This is a genomic window from Arcticibacter sp. (assembly GCF_053551015.1).
On record NZ_JBMQOB010000006.1, the window covers coordinates 107,543 to 124,641 of the forward strand.

14 protein-coding genes and 1 tRNA gene are annotated in these 17,099 nt (G+C 47.2%); 6 read left to right on the forward strand and 9 right to left on the reverse strand.

Annotated features, from left to right (window positions below; all coding sequences use genetic code 11):
- The first annotated feature begins 5 nt into the window (after nucleotides 1-5).
- A complete protein-coding gene (locus ACO1NU_RS02630; RefSeq protein WP_448816901.1) occupies nucleotides 6-704 on the forward strand; it encodes an NUDIX hydrolase in 699 nt (232 codons plus the stop codon).
- Nucleotides 705-842: 138 nt separating this feature from the next.
- Here the strand turns inward: ACO1NU_RS02630 and ACO1NU_RS02635 are convergent, their stop codons facing one another.
- Nucleotides 843-1,697, reverse strand: coding sequence for a BadF/BadG/BcrA/BcrD ATPase family protein (locus ACO1NU_RS02635; RefSeq protein ID WP_448816902.1), 855 nt, complete (start codon nucleotides 1,695-1,697; stop codon nucleotides 843-845).
- 96 nt (nucleotides 1,698-1,793) lie between these two features.
- Here ACO1NU_RS02635 and ACO1NU_RS02640 point away from each other — a divergent pair, with 96 nt between their 5' ends.
- Nucleotides 1,794-2,813 (forward strand): threonine aldolase family protein, encoded by a 1,020-nt coding sequence (locus tag ACO1NU_RS02640; protein WP_448816903.1) that lies wholly within the window; start codon nucleotides 1,794-1,796, stop codon nucleotides 2,811-2,813.
- A 4-nt stretch (nucleotides 2,814-2,817) separates the two neighbouring features.
- Here ACO1NU_RS02640 and cysM read toward each other — a convergent pair whose 3' ends face one another.
- From cysM to ACO1NU_RS02675, 7 genes are all read right to left on the reverse strand, one after another.
- Nucleotides 2,818-3,690 (reverse strand): cysteine synthase CysM, encoded by an 873-nt coding sequence (cysM, locus tag ACO1NU_RS02645; RefSeq protein WP_448816904.1) that lies wholly within the window; start codon nucleotides 3,688-3,690, stop codon nucleotides 2,818-2,820.
- A 6-nt stretch (nucleotides 3,691-3,696) separates the two neighbouring features.
- On the reverse strand, nucleotides 3,697-4,503 hold the full coding sequence (gene epsC / locus ACO1NU_RS02650; RefSeq protein ID WP_448816905.1) for a serine O-acetyltransferase EpsC: 807 nt from the start codon (nucleotides 4,501-4,503) through the stop codon (nucleotides 3,697-3,699).
- Entirely contained in the window at nucleotides 4,496-6,163 is a 1,668-nt protein-coding gene (locus ACO1NU_RS02655; RefSeq protein ID WP_448816906.1) for a PAS domain-containing sensor histidine kinase, read from the reverse strand. The genes epsC and ACO1NU_RS02655 overlap by 8 nt, the downstream gene beginning before the upstream one ends.
- Entirely contained in the window at nucleotides 6,160-6,474 is a 315-nt protein-coding gene (locus ACO1NU_RS02660; RefSeq protein WP_448816907.1) for a circadian clock KaiB family protein, read from the reverse strand. Before ACO1NU_RS02660 ends, ACO1NU_RS02655 begins: the two co-directional genes overlap by 4 nt.
- 6 nt (nucleotides 6,475-6,480) lie before the next feature.
- Nucleotides 6,481-6,783 (reverse strand): circadian clock KaiB family protein, encoded by a 303-nt coding sequence (locus ACO1NU_RS02665; protein WP_448816908.1) that lies wholly within the window; start codon nucleotides 6,781-6,783, stop codon nucleotides 6,481-6,483.
- A gap of 9 nt (nucleotides 6,784-6,792) precedes the next feature.
- Nucleotides 6,793-8,520: a circadian clock protein KaiC gene (gene kaiC / locus ACO1NU_RS02670; protein WP_448816909.1), complete on the reverse strand. Its 1,728-nt coding sequence runs from the start codon at nucleotides 8,518-8,520 to the stop codon at nucleotides 6,793-6,795.
- A gap of 161 nt (nucleotides 8,521-8,681) precedes the next feature.
- Nucleotides 8,682-8,978, reverse strand: a complete 297-nt coding sequence (locus ACO1NU_RS02675; protein ID WP_448816910.1) for a Dabb family protein — start codon at nucleotides 8,976-8,978, stop codon at nucleotides 8,682-8,684.
- A 169-nt stretch (nucleotides 8,979-9,147) separates the two neighbouring features.
- Between ACO1NU_RS02675 and ACO1NU_RS02680 the strand changes: the two genes are divergently transcribed.
- From ACO1NU_RS02680 to ACO1NU_RS02695, 4 genes are all read left to right on the forward strand, one after another.
- Nucleotides 9,148-9,948, forward strand: a complete 801-nt coding sequence (locus ACO1NU_RS02680; protein ID WP_448816911.1) for a hypothetical protein — start codon at nucleotides 9,148-9,150, stop codon at nucleotides 9,946-9,948.
- Nucleotides 9,949-10,531: 583 nt separating this feature from the next.
- Nucleotides 10,532-13,090 carry an adenosylcobalamin-dependent ribonucleoside-diphosphate reductase gene (locus ACO1NU_RS02685; protein WP_448816912.1) on the forward strand — a complete coding sequence of 853 codons (2,559 nt, stop codon included), beginning with the start codon at nucleotides 10,532-10,534 and terminating at the stop codon, nucleotides 13,088-13,090.
- Between the two features lie 99 nt (nucleotides 13,091-13,189).
- Complete coding sequence (locus tag ACO1NU_RS02690) at nucleotides 13,190-15,187, forward strand: sialate O-acetylesterase (protein ID WP_448816913.1); 1,998 nt, start codon at nucleotides 13,190-13,192, stop codon at nucleotides 15,185-15,187.
- Nucleotides 15,188-15,278: 91 nt separating this feature from the next.
- Entirely contained in the window at nucleotides 15,279-16,916 is a 1,638-nt protein-coding gene (locus tag ACO1NU_RS02695) for a glycoside hydrolase family 28 protein (RefSeq protein ID WP_448816914.1), read from the forward strand.
- Nucleotides 16,917-16,988: 72 nt separating this feature from the next.
- On the opposite strand, the gene ACO1NU_RS02700 is transcribed toward ACO1NU_RS02695, so the two are convergent.
- Nucleotides 16,989-17,060 (reverse strand) — tRNA-Arg (locus ACO1NU_RS02700).
- Nucleotides 17,061-17,099: the final 39 nt, after the last annotated feature.

Here is a 17,099-nt window from a genome sequence, read left to right on the forward strand (position 1 = left end):
TTACAATGAACACAATGCCGCCTAAATTTGATTCCATATTCTCCATTGACTGCGTCATCTTTGGCTTCGAAGAAGGCGAACTTAAGGTCTTACTCATCGAAAGAAACGATGCTCCATTTGAAAACTGGCTTGCTTTGCCGGGATATTTTGTCGAAAAAGATGAAAGTATCGAAGATGCCGCTGAGCGGATCTTACATAGCTTTACCGGACTCAGAGATATCTATCTGGAGCAGTTCTATACCTTTGGCGACGTCAACCGACATCCTCAGGGGCGGGTAATTACCGTCGCGTATTACGCGATGATCAGGCTCAATGGCAAGGAAGACCTGCATCCCACCACACCATACGTGAAGACAGCAGTGTGGCATCCCGTGAGCGACATGCCCGACCTGGCCTTTGACCACAAAGTGATTTTCGAGAAGAGCTTGCAGAAAATCAGGCGCAAGATCAGCTACCAGCCCATTGCCTTCGAGCTATTACCTGAAAAGTTTACCCTTACACAGTTGCAGAATGTCTATGAAGCCATCCTGAATAAGAAACTGGACAAACGGAACTTTCGTAAAAAAATGCTCAATTACGGAATTCTGAAAGAGCTTGATGAGAAGCAGCAGGGTGTTTCCTATAGGGCAGCAACCTACTACAAGTTCGACCGTCGTGCCTACAATAAACAATTTAAAAAAGAGCTCAGCTTCTCTAAAGAGTAGCCCGCAACGCAGAAAAACCGGGCAATACACCCCTATAAGCTTGATGCAAAGCTGTCATCCTCGTAGTACACATCTTACTAAAACAAAGAAGGAGGCCTCGAATCCGGACCTCCTTCTGTAAATATCAGTTTCTACCGATTATCCTCTCGGGTAATCAATGTGGAACTTAACAAGATCGTCTATAGGAGAACGAATGATCTTTCCAACTTTCATTCCAAATTCATCTGCTACCTCTTCCAGAACATTTCTGAAGTTATAGGCGACAGATCCTATGCAGTTCAATTCATGTGTTTGATAGTCTGGATAATGGCTCACCAGATTTTTAAAGAAGTCTGTGAAAGAAGACTTAACCAATCCGTGCGTATAAGTCAGGTTATCTGAACAATCATAAACAAACTTCGCAAAGCTCGCACAGAAGCGGTTTGCCAGAGGCTTTGTGTACACATTCTCCTGAATATCATCCGGAGTCAGTTTGAAAGTCTCCCAGAACGTAGCACGAACAGCTTCAGGCATATAGCCTCTCAGATAGTCAGTAAGCAATTTTTTGCCGATATAGCAACCGCTGCCTTCGTCACCCAGGATATATGCTGCCGAATCGATCTGGTAAACAATCTCGTCGCCATCGTAGATACCTGTATTCGTTCCGGTACCCAAAATGGCCGCAAAACCAGTGCTTTTTCCCAGCAGTGCCCTTGCAGCTGCCAGCAGGTCATGACCTACAAAAATATCGCTGTGTGTAAATACTGCACTGAAAGCTGTCTTCAACTGTTCTGCTTTTTCGTGATTATGCACGCCTGCACCATAAAAATTCACTTCAGTGATCTTTTCGAACTCCAAATCGTCCGGAAGATTCTTTTTCAGCGATTCAATTACGTATTCTACAGTAACAAAGTAAGGATTATACCCCTCTGTGTTAAAATAGATCTTTTGATTCTCGTCATTTAACAGACACCAATTGGTTTTTGTAGAACCACCGTCAGCTATTATTATCATGTTCCTTTAATATGCGTAAATAATAAGTGGTAAATGTAAATAATTCTTTAAGATTGTATAAATACAAATAATAATTGTTGACTTACTTCCAAAGTTATGATAGTCGATCTACGAAGTGATACGGTAACAAAGCCAACTCCCCAAATGCTCGAAGCCATGTTTTCTGCCCGTGTAGGAGACGATGTTTATGGAGAAGACGAATCGGTAAACGAACTGGAACAAAAGGCCGCCGACATGTTCGGTATGGATGATGCCATCTTTTGCCCCTCGGGTACCATGACCAACCAGATTGCTATTAAATGCCATACCTCACCTATGGACGAGCTGATCTGCGATGAGTCTTCGCACGTTTATCGTTATGAAACCGGCGGAATTGCCTTCAACTCAGGTGTGTCTGTGAAACTGCTCAACGGGGATCGCGGACGCCTTAACGCAGACATGATCGAGAATGTCATCAATCCGGAAGATGTTTGCATGCCACATTCCAGCCTGATCGTACTCGAAAATACCTGTAACAGGGGAGGAGGGAGCTTCTATACCCTCGATGACATAGAGCCCATCTACCACCTCGCTCGGCTTAAAAGCTGCCGTCTGCATCTGGATGGTGCCCGTCTGTTTAATGCCTTGGTCGAAACCGGCGACAGCATGGAGCAATACGGTCACTTCTTTGATACCATATCCATATGTCTGTCTAAAGGGCTGGGAGCGCCTGTTGGATCCTTGCTATTGGGCGATATCAAAACAATCCGTCAGGCAAGGCGTATCCGGAAAGTATTGGGAGGAGGAATGCGTCAGGCGGGCTTTCTGGCTTCCGCCGGAACTTACGCGCTTGATCATCATATCGAAAGGCTAAAGACAGACCATGAACATGCCCGGCTACTGGGAGAAACCTTAGAAGCACTGCCTTATGTAAAAAGACTTTTGCCTGTTAATACCAATATCGTGATTATAGAACTTCAGGATGATGTACATGCAGATGTTTACGTAGAGCGCATGCGCGATCACGGCATCCTGTGCAGCAGGTTTGGTGATCAGCTGGTTCGATTTGTGACTCACCTGGACGTCACACCCGATATGATTGATCATACCATCAGTGTGTGCAAGAAACTACACTAGCCGATCAGCCGAAAAGATCAGTGCTGAGATACCTGTCGCCGCGGTCACAAGCAATAAAGACGATGACGCCGCTGTCAAGTGTCTCAGCCACTTTAAGGGCTGCATACGCGGCACCACCTGTGCTCATTCCCGCAAAGATACCCTCTGTCCTGGCTAGCTTGCGAGCCATCTCGGTGGCATCAGCCTGAGAAATGTCGATCACCTCATCTACTCGTGAAGGGTCAAATATCTTCGGCATATAGGCCGCAGGCCATCTCCGTATTCCGGGTATTGAAGAGTCCTCGGTAGGCTGGCAGCCAACAATCCGGATCTCCGGATTTTGCTCTTTCAGGAACATCGAATTTCCCATAATACTACCGGTGGTGCCCATTGAGCTCACAAAATGGGTAAGCTTACCCTCTGTGTCACGCCATATCTCAGGGCCGGTGGTCTTATAATGCGCCAGGTAATTATCCGGATTTGCAAACTGGTTCATCAGGTAGTATTCACTTCCTTCGCCCTTTTCCTCTGCATAATCCCGGCAGATTTCCATGGTCTCCATCAAAACAACCTTAGCGCCGAATGCCTCCATGGTCAGAGTACGCTCTTTACTTGAATTGGCAGGCATGATCAGCTCGATTTCGAGCCCGAACAAACGTGCCATCATCGCAAGGGCGATACCCGTATTGCCGCTAGTGGCCTCAATCAGCTTCATTCCCGGCTTAATATCGCCACGCTCCAGTGCACTGCGTATCATATTGAGCGCCGCACGGTCTTTTACGCTGCCGGCTGGGTTATTCCCCTCCAGCTTGGCATATATCTTCACATTCTTGTTGGGGTTGAGCTGCGTTAGCTCAGCCATAGGAGTGTTTCCAACCAGATCAATTATTCCCGCCATAACAAATCAGCTTTTACGTTCAACAACTTTAAATTGCGTTTCGTGGTAAACCACAGATCCCGCAGGTACACTTTTCGTCAGCCAGACATTTCCGCCTATGATGCTGTTCTCTCCGATAACCGTATCACCCCCCAGGATGGTAGCACCCGAATAGATCACCACATTGTCCATCACCGTCGGATGCCGCTTAGTAGAGGCCATCGTCTTGTCCACACTTAAAGCGCCTAGTGTCACGCCCTGATAGAGCTTTACATGGCGACCAATATGTGTGGTTTCACCGATGACGATCCCGGTTCCGTGGTCGATATACAGATAATCGCCGATCACCGCACCCGGGTGGATGTCGATGCCTGTTCTCGAGTGAGCATACTCCGTAAGAATACGTGGGAGAAGCGGCACATCCAGAGCGAACAAAGCGTGGGCAATGCGATAAAACGATATGGCGTAAAAGCCAGGATACGCACGAATAATCTCGAACTCACTTTTTGCCGCGGGATCTCCCTCCAGGATAGAAGTGATGTCGGTATTCAGCGCCCGGTACAATTCAGGTACCTGGTCAAAAAACGCCCCGGCTCGCTGTTCATTGTTGCACTCCTCACAGGCCCGGGTAGAGTCCATGATCTCCTTCAATTGCATTTCGAGCGATTGAAGCTCTAGTTCAATATCTTTAATAGAGAGGAAAAAGCTTTTAGACTGCTCAGGAAATAAGACGCGTATCAGGCCCAAAGCCCAGCCGGCAATCTCTTTATTGGATGGTACGGCCTCAATTTGCTGATGCCTTTTAAAAATATATTCGTAAAAGTCTTTATCCATTAATCGGCAAAATAAAATAGAAAGTGGAGCCTTCGTGAAGTTTACTGTCGACGCCAAACTTTCCCTGATGAGCTTTGATGATCTCTGCAGATATATACAAGCCAATTCCTAATCCGCTGGCTGCATAATTTTTGTCATCAACTCGATAGAAACGTTCGAATATACGGTCTTTTTGATGATCTGACAATCCAATTCCGAAGTCTTTTACCGATACCTTTACGGTCTCTCCATCTGTTGCCGTGCTTAGGATAATGTCCTTATTAACGGGCGAATATTTTACCGAATTATTGATCAGGTTCATGATCACCTGCTCCAGCCTTTCCTGGTTCCCATGCAATACCACATCACTGGTATGCTCGATCCTTATTGTATAATCAGGATACATAAATCGCGCGTTATCAGCACAGGAGCGGATCAGCGTGTTCAGGCTGAGGGGAGATTTGCTGAAAGCCAGTTTCCCGGTCTGTATTTTGCTCACATCCAGAAGGTCGTTTACCAAACGAGCCAACTTGCCGATGGCCTCATTTGCGCGGCTCGAAAATTGCCTGATGGTAGCAGGTACATCCTCTTTCTTGTAAGAAGAAATCAGTTGCAGATAGCCCTTCAGGCTCGTCAGCGGTGTCTTTAGCTCATGACTGGCAATTCCGATAAACTCATCCTTCTTAGCCAGCTCCTGTTTCTGGTCTTCAATATTGGTTTTCGTGCCCAGCCAGGTCATGATCTGGCCCTCGTCATCACTGAAGGGGATCGCTTTTGCCAGATGCCAGAGGTATTCTCCCGAACTGCAGTTCCTCAGGCGGTACTCCGTTTCAAAGTCAGTGCCCGTTAGCAGCGCATTTCGCCAGGTGTCCATTGTGCGCTCCAAATCATCCGGATGGATCGCAGCTACCCAATTGGAATCAAGCGACTCCTCCATGCTGAGTCCCGTATACTCCATCCATTGCTGATTGAAATAATCGAATTCACCATTCGCATCCGCCGTCCATACAATTACCGGGATATTATCCGACAGGAACTTGAAATTTCCCTGACTGATCAGGAGATCTCTTGTTCGGTCTTTAATCGTCTTCTGAAGTTCGGCATTCAGATGTGCAGCGATCCTTTGGGCTTCCTCCAGCTCGTCATTCTTAGCCTTTAATACATTTCTGTTCTCAATTAGCGGACTAAGGTCGGTCAGGATGATGCTCATTGCTGTGCCATCTTCCAGATCCAGCGTGGTAAGCGACAAAAGGAAGGGTATCCGTTTACCGCCGTGTCCCAGCAGCTCCAGCTCAGCCTTCACGTCTTCCAGCCACCCCGTCATCAGGAGTCTTCTGAATTCAGCTTTGAGTTCATCCGGAAAGAGATTAACCAGCGGGACGCCGATCAGCCCCTCCAACGGGATCCCAAGGAGGGATGCAAAGCGTGAATTACTATACAGGATGATCCCGTTCTTGTCGAGCGTCACAGCCCCTTCAGTCATCTTTTCGATGAAAGCCCGGTAGGTATGGTCGGCACTTTTCAGGGTATAAAGGCGATGCCCGGTATCATGTTCTACGATGATGGCATCGATCTGCCCCGTGCGTATCGCCTCAATGGTATCCCTGGCCTCCTCCAGCTGAAGCTTCAGTTCTGCTATTTCACTCCGTAGAGCATCTGTATTCTCGGTCTCCATTTTCATTTATTGAGTATGCCCAGTCCTCTCAAAACTTTCTTTTCATCTGACATATCACCAATCAAACGACGTTCGGGTCCCGGTGCCTTTTTGATCAAAAGAGGCAAGGCAATAAGCTGTTCTGCTTGTGCCCTCTCGGGCTGCTGATAAACATCAATTATCTCCAGGGAATATCGGTCTTTTAAATGCATTTCACAAATTCTGCGGACGTTTGATATTGCCCGCGCTGAATTGGTTGATGCACCTGTGATGAATAACCGGAGGACAAAGTCTTCGTTATCAGTGGTGTTTAAAGTATTTCCGGTCTCGTGTAGCACAGTATGTTAGGTCAATGGCCGGATGTTTAATCCCACCAGTACTTTTTCTTCGTTAGATAGATCGCCAATGATTTTGCGCATTGGTACAGGTACCTTTCTCACCAGAGTAGGTACTGCAAATATCTGGTCGCCCTCAGCCAGCTGTGGCTTTTCCAGGAGGTCGATTACTTCAATCATATATTTTCCTTTCAGGTGCTCTTCGCAATAGCGCTTCAGGTTATTCAGCGCCGTCACCGCCTTAGGGGTCTTGCCTGCAATGTACAGACGAAGCTCCCAGGTTTGTTCTTTCTCTATTTCCTGTTCTTCCATACCGTTCTACTATATTGTTTCCTGCGGATCCTCATCTGCCGACGGGCCCCTTCTGCGTTTGGTCATCTCCTGCCTGGTTTTCTGAGCCGCCTGCTTTCTTATCTGTTCTTCGGCAAACGTGCGGTTCAGTTCCTCCTCCATTGACTCAAATTCAGTCTTTAAGTTGGCAATCTTGGCCTCGAGTATATTTCTCTTGCGGATGATCTCTTTGTCTTTAGCGCTCATCTGATAGCCCTTCAGTATTTCGCCGGCATTCTCCTGTAGCATTTGAGCTTCGCGGGCTGAGCCTGTCAATACCCCGTTCGGACCCAGATAAACATTCACCAGCTCCAGGCCATGGTCGGTAATCTCAAACTCTCTTACCTGGTTTGAGTGCTTCATGCCTCTCGACTTCATGATGTATAAGCCTCTGTTTCTCTCCCCGTTCATCTCGATATCCTTCACCAGAAGCCAGGCATCAACTAATGATGAAATCGTTTCATCCGTTTGTTCCTGTATTATATTATTAAGTGCCAGTGCGGTAAACATGACTGTCACTTGTTGTTCCTGTAAAAAGCTGATCAGCCTGATGAGCATAGATTTTACCTCGCTGATCGAGCCGATAGTGATCAGGTTCGTAATCGGGTCAATAATGACGGTATCTGGTTGAAACGCCTTTATTCGTTTGTGTATGTCAACCAGGTGCATCTCCAATCCGTACAACGTAGGTCGCGAGGCGCAGATTTCCAGGCTTCCTGAATCAATATGCTGTTGCAGATTAAGACCAATTGAGCGCGTGTTCCTCAATATCTGGCTTATTGATTCTTCAAACGAAAAGTAAATGCACTTGTCGCCACTCTCGCAGGCACTTGCTGCAAACGTGGTGGCAATATTGGTTTTTCCTGTGCCGGCAGTTCCTGATACCAAAATGCTGCTGCCCTTGAAAAAGCCTTTCCCGTCGAGCATCTCATCCAGGCTTTTTATCCCGGTCGATACGCGCTCTTCTGATGCGGGGGGGGCCTGGCCTAGTGAGGTGACAGGCAATAAAGATATTCCCTCGCTGTCAATTAAGAACGGATACTCGTTTGTTCCATGAAGAGATCCCCGGTATTTTACAACACGGAGCAGTCGCGTGGAGATCTGGTGTTTTACCCGGTGGTCAAGCAAGATCACACAATCTGATACATACTCTTCCAGGCCCTGCCTGGTCAGGCTATCTTTACCCCGCTCCCCGGTGATCACTGCAGTAACGCCTTTGGCCTTCAGCCATTGGAAGAGCCTGCGGAGCTCTGCACGTATAATGCTCTCATTCGTTAGTCCCGAAAAAAGGTTTTCTATAGTATCCAGTACCACACGCTTGGCACCGATACTGTCAATGGCATGCCCCAGACGGATAAACAAGCCATCGAGGTCATACTCACCCGTTTCCTCAATTTCGCTCCGATCAATGTGGACATAGTCCATACGGATCTTTTTCTCGCGCACTAGTTTGTCAAGATCAAAGCCCAGAGACAGCGTATTTTCCGCCAGTTCTTCAGCCTTCTCTTCAAAGGCCATGAATACTCCGGGCTCGTTGTACTCTGTTGCACCCCGAACGATGAATTCAACCGACATCAGGGTTTTGCCACAGCCGGGACAGCCACATATCAGCGTGGGACGACCCGCAGGCAGACCACCGTTCGTGATTTCATCCAGTCCGGCTATACCCGTCGGCGTTTTTGCCAGAGACGGAGAGTTTAAATGTTGTGTTTGCTTCATTCCTTAATACATCTTCAGACCGGATAAGAAAGCACCTAGTCTGGATTTTATTAGTAGATACAAAACGAAGGAATGAGCATTCTGTTTGACGTGTTCAGGTCAAATGGCTGGGTTAGACATCCATTTGACCCGAAATAGAGAGTACGGCAGGCCGCTGCGCTTTACTCAGAATCGTATATGACCACCCGGTCAAAGTAGATTTTAAACTGGTCAAGAAACGCCAGATGCAGCGGGTGTGTCTGATATACATTGTGACCGGCCAGATCTTCAAAAATCGCCAGTAATGAGAAGGTATAGGTTGTATCCACAACTGCACGCTCAATGGGAGCGGGGGTTCCGACATGTAAAGATTTAACGGTCTCCACGCCACTAAGTGTTTCAAGACTTGCCCTGAAAGCTGCTTTTTGATCTTCGGTTATATCGGCTTTCAGCCAGAAAAGTACATGATGAGTAAGCATATTGATAATTTTAATTGAGGCGTAAAGATATCAAATGATCGCATTCGGATGCAGTTGCGTCTAAATTTTGCCTTTTATTTCTCTGTCCGATAGTGGCTTTCCATATCCGGCTCCCGGGATAAAATATTCATCGCGCATAAACTTTACGACCCATAACCAAAAGCTGAAATTGAAAAAACGAAAATTTTCCGCTACGTTTACCGCCATGAAAGAGCTTGAACCCCTCGTCAAGGCACAGTACCCAAATGTGAAGACGGGAACTGAGGTAACGGAAACCTATCTGGATTTCCTGAAAAACGAATACAATTCTGATCTGTCAAAAATGCTTTTCGCGACATCATTATGCTGCGACGACATCAACGTATCTACTGATTTCCGCAGGGTGCTGACACGTCCGTTTTCTATGGGTGGACTCGGTGGATTACCGTTCTCGGGCTTTACCGGAATGGTGGCATTCGCGCATCATGTACCGGATGGAGGAGATGCATTTATCTTCTATGGACCGCATATCGGGATGACAGACGATGGTCAGCTCGGAAAGATGCGCCGCCCCGGCCAAAAGCAGCTTACCAATAGCTGCGGAGCACTGATGCTGGCTTTACAGCGGCTCCAACAGGCAGACGAAGTCTACGTGCCGATTAACTCCGAGCTTGATTACCAGCAAACGCTGCTCGAGCGCACGGTGATGCCCTACAAGCAACGGATCCTGACATCCGCCAATCCCGCCAAAGAAATTACTGATGTCGCTTATGAAGAAATCCATAAGAAGCTCAGTATTCTGATCCGTATGAGCAAGAAGGAATTTCATTGCGACAGGATCTTTTTGTTGGGAGGGGTAATTGTGAATACCAGTCCAGAGTACGAAGACGCTGTAGAAGTGCGTAATTTCCAGATGGTGGATACCCGCGAACTCAATGATGCTGTTCCTTATTTTTCTATACTGGAATCAGAGGCTTTTAAAAATTTGTAGTGAGCTGTATCTTTTTGGCAATTTCATTGCAAATTTTGGTATAGCGTGATTGTCTTTCCGCAAATCGTCATCAATGTATACCCCGCATACTCTTGTTCTACCATCTGGCATCAATTCCCAGTAAGCAAACTCTCATTAACTCGGCCCTAACTTAAGACCCTGAACGGCGTGTAGCCATATTGCAGCCACAGTGCAGCCACGGTGAAGCCACGTTTTCGATCCAAAAGGTGGCTTCACCGTGGCTGCACCGTGCGATCACCGTGCTTGCACTCCCTGCTTGGTCGCAAATTGGTTCATTGTTGATTTCAGTTTTAAGACATCACGTGGAGATTCGATTAAGAGACAGTATATGAGGGTGTTAGTAAAGATGTTAACACTGTGTTAGTAAAAAATCCTCACTGCTGTTGTGAAAATTTGGTAACTTTTCAACATGTTTAAGTTTTTATATAATTCATTATAAGGTAGTTGTAAAATGTTTTTGTAAACTTTTTATTTTTTTCAACACTTAGTCTGAGAAAAACTTTCAAACATCTCACACCAAACACAATACAAATATTAACTTTGCAACCTTAAAAATCTGATCATGGAAATTGAGAATCTATCTGAAATCAAAACCACTTATGCTGCAGATGAAGCCTATCAAAAGTCCCTTTTATACTTCAAGGGCGATGACCTGGCTGCACGGGTTTGGGTGAATAAATATGCGTTGAAAGATTCATACGGTGCTATATACGAAGCGACCCCAGATGATATGCATCGTCGTATTGCTTCTGAAATTGCCCGTATCGAACAGCGGTATTCAAATCCGCTAAGTGAGGACGAAATCTTTGAACTTATACGAGATTTCAAATATATCATTCCACAGGGAAGCCCGATGACCGGTATCGGAAATCCTTACCAGATTGCTTCTTTATCAAACTGTTTTGTTATCGGTAATAATGGTGAGTCTGACTCCTACGGTGGTATCATGAAGATTGACCAGGAGCAGGTTCAGCTGATGAAGCGCCGCGGTGGTGTAGGTCATGACCTGTCGCACATCCGTCCTAAAGGTTCTCCGGTTAAAAACTCGGCTCTTACTTCAACGGGAATCGTTCCTTTCATGGAGCGTTTTTCCAATTCGACCCGTGAGGTAGCTCAAGACGGAAGAAGAGGTGCATTGATGCTGTCGGTGGCCATCAAACACCCGGATTCAGAAGGCTTCATTGATGCCAAGCTGGAGCAGGGCAAGGTAACAGGAGCGAATGTTTCTGTACGTATTGATGACGAGTTTATGCGTGCTGTAGAAGAGCAGCGCACCTACGTTCAACAATATCCTATCTTCGGAGATTCTCCTCTATATAAAAAAGAAATTGACCCTACGCTGCTGTGGAAAAAGATCGTTCACAATGCATGGCGTTCGGCTGAGCCTGGAATTCTGTTCTGGGATACCATAATCCGCGAGTCGGTGCCTGACTGTTATGCGGACCTGGGTTACCGTACCGTATCTACCAACCCTTGTGGGGAGATACCATTGTGTCCGTATGATTCTTGCCGACTGTTGGCGATCAACCTGTTTTCGTATGTTGAGAAGCCGTTCACTAAGGATGCGTATTTCAACTGGGAACTGTTTAAGAAACATATCCATGCTGCACAGCGCATGATGGATGATATCATCGACCTGGAACTGGAGAAGATCGACGCTATTCTGCTGAAGATTGCTGAGGATCCGGAAGACGATGAGGTGAAACGTACTGAAAGAAACCTGTGGCTGAACATCCAGACCAAGGCAAATGAAGGACGTCGTACCGGTATTGGAATCACGGCAGAAGGCGATATGCTTGCGGCTTTAGGTCTTCGTTACGGTAGTGATGAGGGTACAGCATTCTCCGTTGAGGTTCATAAGAACATCGCGCTTGAGGCGTACCGCGCTTCAGTGATGACGGCGAAAGAAAGAGGTGCCTTCAGTATTTTTGATGCCGAAAGAGAAAAGAACAACCCGTTCATCATGCGTTTGAAAGAGGCTGATCCTGAATTGTACTTCCAGATGCTGGAACACGGTCGCCGTAATATCGCTTTGCTGACTATCGCGCCAACCGGTACAACCAGTCTGATGTCTCAGACCAGCTCCGGAATTGAGCCGGTGTTCATGCCTGTCTACAAAAGAAGAAGAAAAGTAAATCCTAATGACAAGGACGTACGCGTTGATTTTATTGACGAGGTAGGCGACTCATGGGAAGAATATGTGGTGTTCCATCACCGTTTCAAACAGTGGATGGAAGTGAACGGCCATGACCTGAACAAGAACTACACGCAGAAAGAGCTGGATGATCTGGTTAAACAATCACCTTATTTCAAAGCGACTTCAAACGACGTAGACTACCATAAAAAAGTGAAAATGCAGGGTGAGATCCAGAAATGGGTTGACCACTCGATTAGCGTAACCATCAACATGCCAGAGGATGTAACCGAGGAGTTGGTAGGTCAGCTATATATGGAAGCCTGGAAAGCAGGATGTAAAGGGGTTACGGTTTACAGAGACGGATCTCGTTCAGGTGTACTGATCTCGAATACGGAGAAGGAAGCCAAGAAGGAGGAAGATGAAGTGAACCACGCGAGCTTTCCTGTCATCCGCCCGATCGTCCTGGAGGCTGACGTAGTTCGTTTCCAGAACAACCGCGACAAATGGATTGCCTTTATCGGTCTGATCGACGGAAGACCTTATGAGATCTTCACCGGGTTCCTGGACGACGAAGACGGTATCCTGATCCCGAGATGGGTAAATGAAGGTCTTATCATCAAGAACAGGGAAGCTGATGGAAGTTCACGTTATGACTTCCAGTACCAGAACAAACGCGGACATAAGACCACTATCGAAGGTCTTTCGTATAAGTTCAATCCAGAGTACTGGAACTATGCGAAACTGATTTCAAGCACGCTGAGACACGGTATGCCGATTGAGAAAGTGGTTGACCTGATCAACAGTCTTCAGTTGGATGAGTCGATCAACACCTGGAAGAACGGGGTTGCACGTGCCTTGAAGCGTTACATTCCTGATGGAACAGAAGCAAAGAAGCAAAAATGCCAGAACTGTAATTCGACCAACCTGCTTTATCAGGAAGGTTGCCTAACTTGTAAAGACTGTGGTTCATCCAAGTGCGGATAGGCTGACATTCAACCTGGTTGATAAAAAAAAGCCCTTTTGGTCTACGGATCGAAAGGGCTTTTTTAGTATGTTTAGAGTTCCAAAATAAACCTGATTTTTATGAAAGAAAGAACTCAACTTTCTCTTAGACATGCTCTTTTGATATTGCCTCTGCTGCTTAGTGGAAGCCTGGAGGCCAAGGTTGTTCTGCCCTCTGTATTTGGTGATAATATGGTCTTTCAGCAGAAGACCAAGGCAGCTGTTTGGGGTAAAGCCGATCCCGGTAAGACGGTGAAGCTGGTTCCTGGCTGGGACAAAAAAAACTATACCGCTCAGGCGGATGAGAAGGGAAACTGGAAGATTATGATGCCGACACCCGGCTTTGGTGGTCCGTATGCGATTACGATCTCTGATGGTGAGCCATTGATTTTGAATAATGTGCTGGTGGGTGAAGTCTGGGTATGTTCGGGACAGTCGAACATGGAGATGCCGCTTGCAGGTTGGGGAAAAGTAAACAACTATCAGCAGGAGATTGAAGCGGCGAAGTATCCGAACATTCGTTTGCTGCAGGTGGAGCAACAGACCAGCTTAACGCCTCGTGAAGATGCGTCGGTTTGGGCAGGTGGCTGGCAGCAATGCAGCCCCGCAAGTATCTCCAACTTTTCTTCTACAGCTTATTTCTTTGCCCGGGATGTTTATAACAAAACGGGAGTGCCCATCGGCTTGATCCACACGTCCTGGGGTGGTACCATTGCCGAGGCATGGACCAGTAGTGGCGCATTGAAGAAGATGCCTGATTTTGCGGGCATGGTGACTCAGATGGAAGCGTCGCAGCAAAATCAAAGCGGCAAACCGTATCAGCAGCAAATGGACGAATGGCAGTCGGCTGTGATGGCGAAAGATCCGGGTTATCGGGGCGGCCTCGCTGCCTGGGCGGCTTCTTCGTTTGATGACGCCGGATGGAAGAAGATGGAGCTTCCTGCCTATTTCGATGCGGTTATGCTTCCGAACTTTGATGGGGTGGTCTGGTATCGTAAAAAGGTAACGATTCCGGCATCCTGGGCAGGTAAGGAGCTGAAAATAAACCTGGGAATGATCGATGATGATGATATCACCTATTTCAATGGGAAGAAGGTTGGGGCAACGCAAGGATATAATAAACCGCGGACATACACGATTTCTGCGGATGCGGTGAAAGCCGGGGAAGCGGTGATTGCCGTGAGGGTGTTTGACGCTACGGGCAACGGGGGCTTCTCGTCCGACCCTAAAACGATTGCACTGGTATCGGCAGATGGTCAGCGGATATCGCTGGATGGTTCGTGGCAGTACCGGGAAGGATTCAACTTGAAGGATGTACCGGCGATGCCGGTGTCTAACGAGGGACCGAACCGCCCGATGGTGCTCTATAATGCGATGATTCATCCCTTTATTCAGTTTGCGATCCGGGGTGCCATCTGGTACCAGGGAGAAAGCAATGCGGGACGTTCGTATCAGTACCGCGAATTGTTCCCGCTTATGATCAGCGACTGGCGGGAGAAATGGGGCAGGGGCGACTTTCCCTTCTATTTTGTGCAGCTGGCCAACTACATGAAACGCAATGAGCTACCGGAAGCGACAGGGTGGGCTGCTTTGAGAGAGGCGCAGTTGCAGACGCTGTCGTTGCCGAATACGGGTATGGCCGTTACGATCGATATCGGGGATGCGAAAGATATTCACCCGAAGAATAAGCAGGACGTAGGCGGACGCTTAGCAAAGATAGCCCTTGCGAAGACCTACGGTCAAAAGGTACCTTACTCCGGACCTGTGTTCAAGTCGAGTGCCATAAAAGGAAATCAGATGGTACTGCGCTTTACCCATGCAGTGGGTGGCTTGCGGGCTGCTGGTGGCGACGTGCTGAAGGGCTTCGCCGTAGCTGGTGAAGACCAGAAGTTCTATTGGGCAGATGCGAAGGTTCAGGGCGACCAGATCATAGTGAGCAGTACGGCGGTTACTAAACCTGTGGCGGTGAGATATGCCTGGGCCAACAATCCGGAGTGCAATCTGGTGAACGGTGCGGGATTACCTGCATCGCCGTTCCGTACCGACAGCTGGTTTGACCCGGCATACGGAGCAAGATAAAAGGACCATTTTGGTCTTAGACGGCCCCCGTAACAGTTTATTTACCGATATTCTGGTTATGGTGGCCGTTTTGTTTACATATTTGAATGACATGAAAAGCCATTTATTATTCCTGGTTTCTTTGGCCTTTGGCCTTGGAACTCAAGCACAAACTACAACATCTTACTCCTGGGATAATCTTCCGCAGGTAGCCAGACCCGTGTTTAAAGCAGACACAATCAATATCCTCAAGTATGGGGCAGTCGCTGATGGGCAGTTCCTGAACACGCGGGCCATCAACCAGGCGATTGAAGATTGCAGCAAGAAGGGAGGAGGGGTTGTCCTGATCCCGGCCGGCTTATGGGTAAGTGGCCCCGTCTATTTGAGAAATAACGTGAATTTGCATCTGGCAAAGAGCGCTACCCTGTTTTTTACCGCCGACAAATCGCAGTATAAGATCATAGAGGGGGAGTATGAGGGCAGGAAAGTAGCGAGAAACGAGTCGCCTATCAATGGTAAAGACCTGGAGAATATAGCGATCACCGGTAAGGGGATCATCGATGGGAACGGTGATGTGTGGAGGGCAGTTCATCAGCGACAACTCCCGCCACCAGACTGGCAGAAGAAAGTGGCTTCGGGCGGTGTAGTGAGTGACGATGGGAAGACATGGTACCCGAGTCAGCAATTCAAGGATGCTACGGTTGCAAAGAAGAGTATGCTGTTGATGCCTGGTAAGCCACTGTCGGCTTTTGAGGATATGAAGGATGTGCTGAGACCAAACTTGCTGGTTCTGAACAATTGTAAGAAGGTATTGATAGAGGGGGTGATCCTGCAGAACTCAGCCGCCTGGTGTTTGCATCCGATCTTGTGTGAGGATCTGACGATCAGCGATGTGATGGTGAAAAATCCGGACTACGCACATAATGGCGACGGAATGGATATTGAATCGTGCAGGAACTTCATTATTGAGAACAGTATCCTGGATGTGGGAGATGATGCGATCTGTATCAAATCCGGTAAAGATGAAGAGGGAAGAAAACGAGGGCGGCCATCTGAGAATGGAATCATTCGTGGTAATACGGTGTACAAGGGACACGGTGGCGTAGTTGTAGGAAGTGAAATGAGTGGCGGTGCACGCAACCTGTTCATTGAAAACTGCAGCTTCCTCGGAACAGATAAGGGACTGAGATTCAAGTCGACCCGCGGAAGAGGGGGAGTAGTGGAGAATATTTATGCTAGAAACCTGTTCATGAAGGATATTGTACAGGAAGCTGTGTTCTTTGATATGCACTACTTCGTCAAATTTATTACCGACAGTGAACGTGATACGCGCCCGGTTGTAAATGAGGGAACTCCGGTGTTCAGGAATATGGTTTTCGAAAACATTGCCTGCAGTGGTGCAAGCCATGCTTTATTTATCAGAGGCTTGTCGGAAATGCCTATTCAGAATATTACATTGAAAAATTCGGTTTTAAAGGCAGAAACAGGTATTGAGCTGGTCGAGGTCAGCAACATTCGCGTGGAAAATGTACAATTGAAGACGAAAGCGGATAAACCTCTGGTACTGCTGAATACGGCTAAGAACGTGACAATAGACGGTCTGAAGTACGGCGGCGATGTGAATGTATTGGTCAAACTCGACGGGAAAGATAATCAGAAGATCAGCATCCGGAATACTGATACGAAGAAGGTAAAGCAGCCGTTCGAATTAAGCGACGGCGCAACTAAAAATCAGATTGTGATTAAGTAAGCACATTAAGAAGCTTGATGTCCGGATACAAAAAAGGCTGATCGTTTTATAACGATCAGCCTTTTTTTGTTGTGTTCCCGACGAGATTCGAACTCATATCTTTAGAACCGGAATCTAAAATTCTATCCATTGAACTACGGGAACAGAGTGGGCAAATATAAAAATAAATAGGATAATCAAACT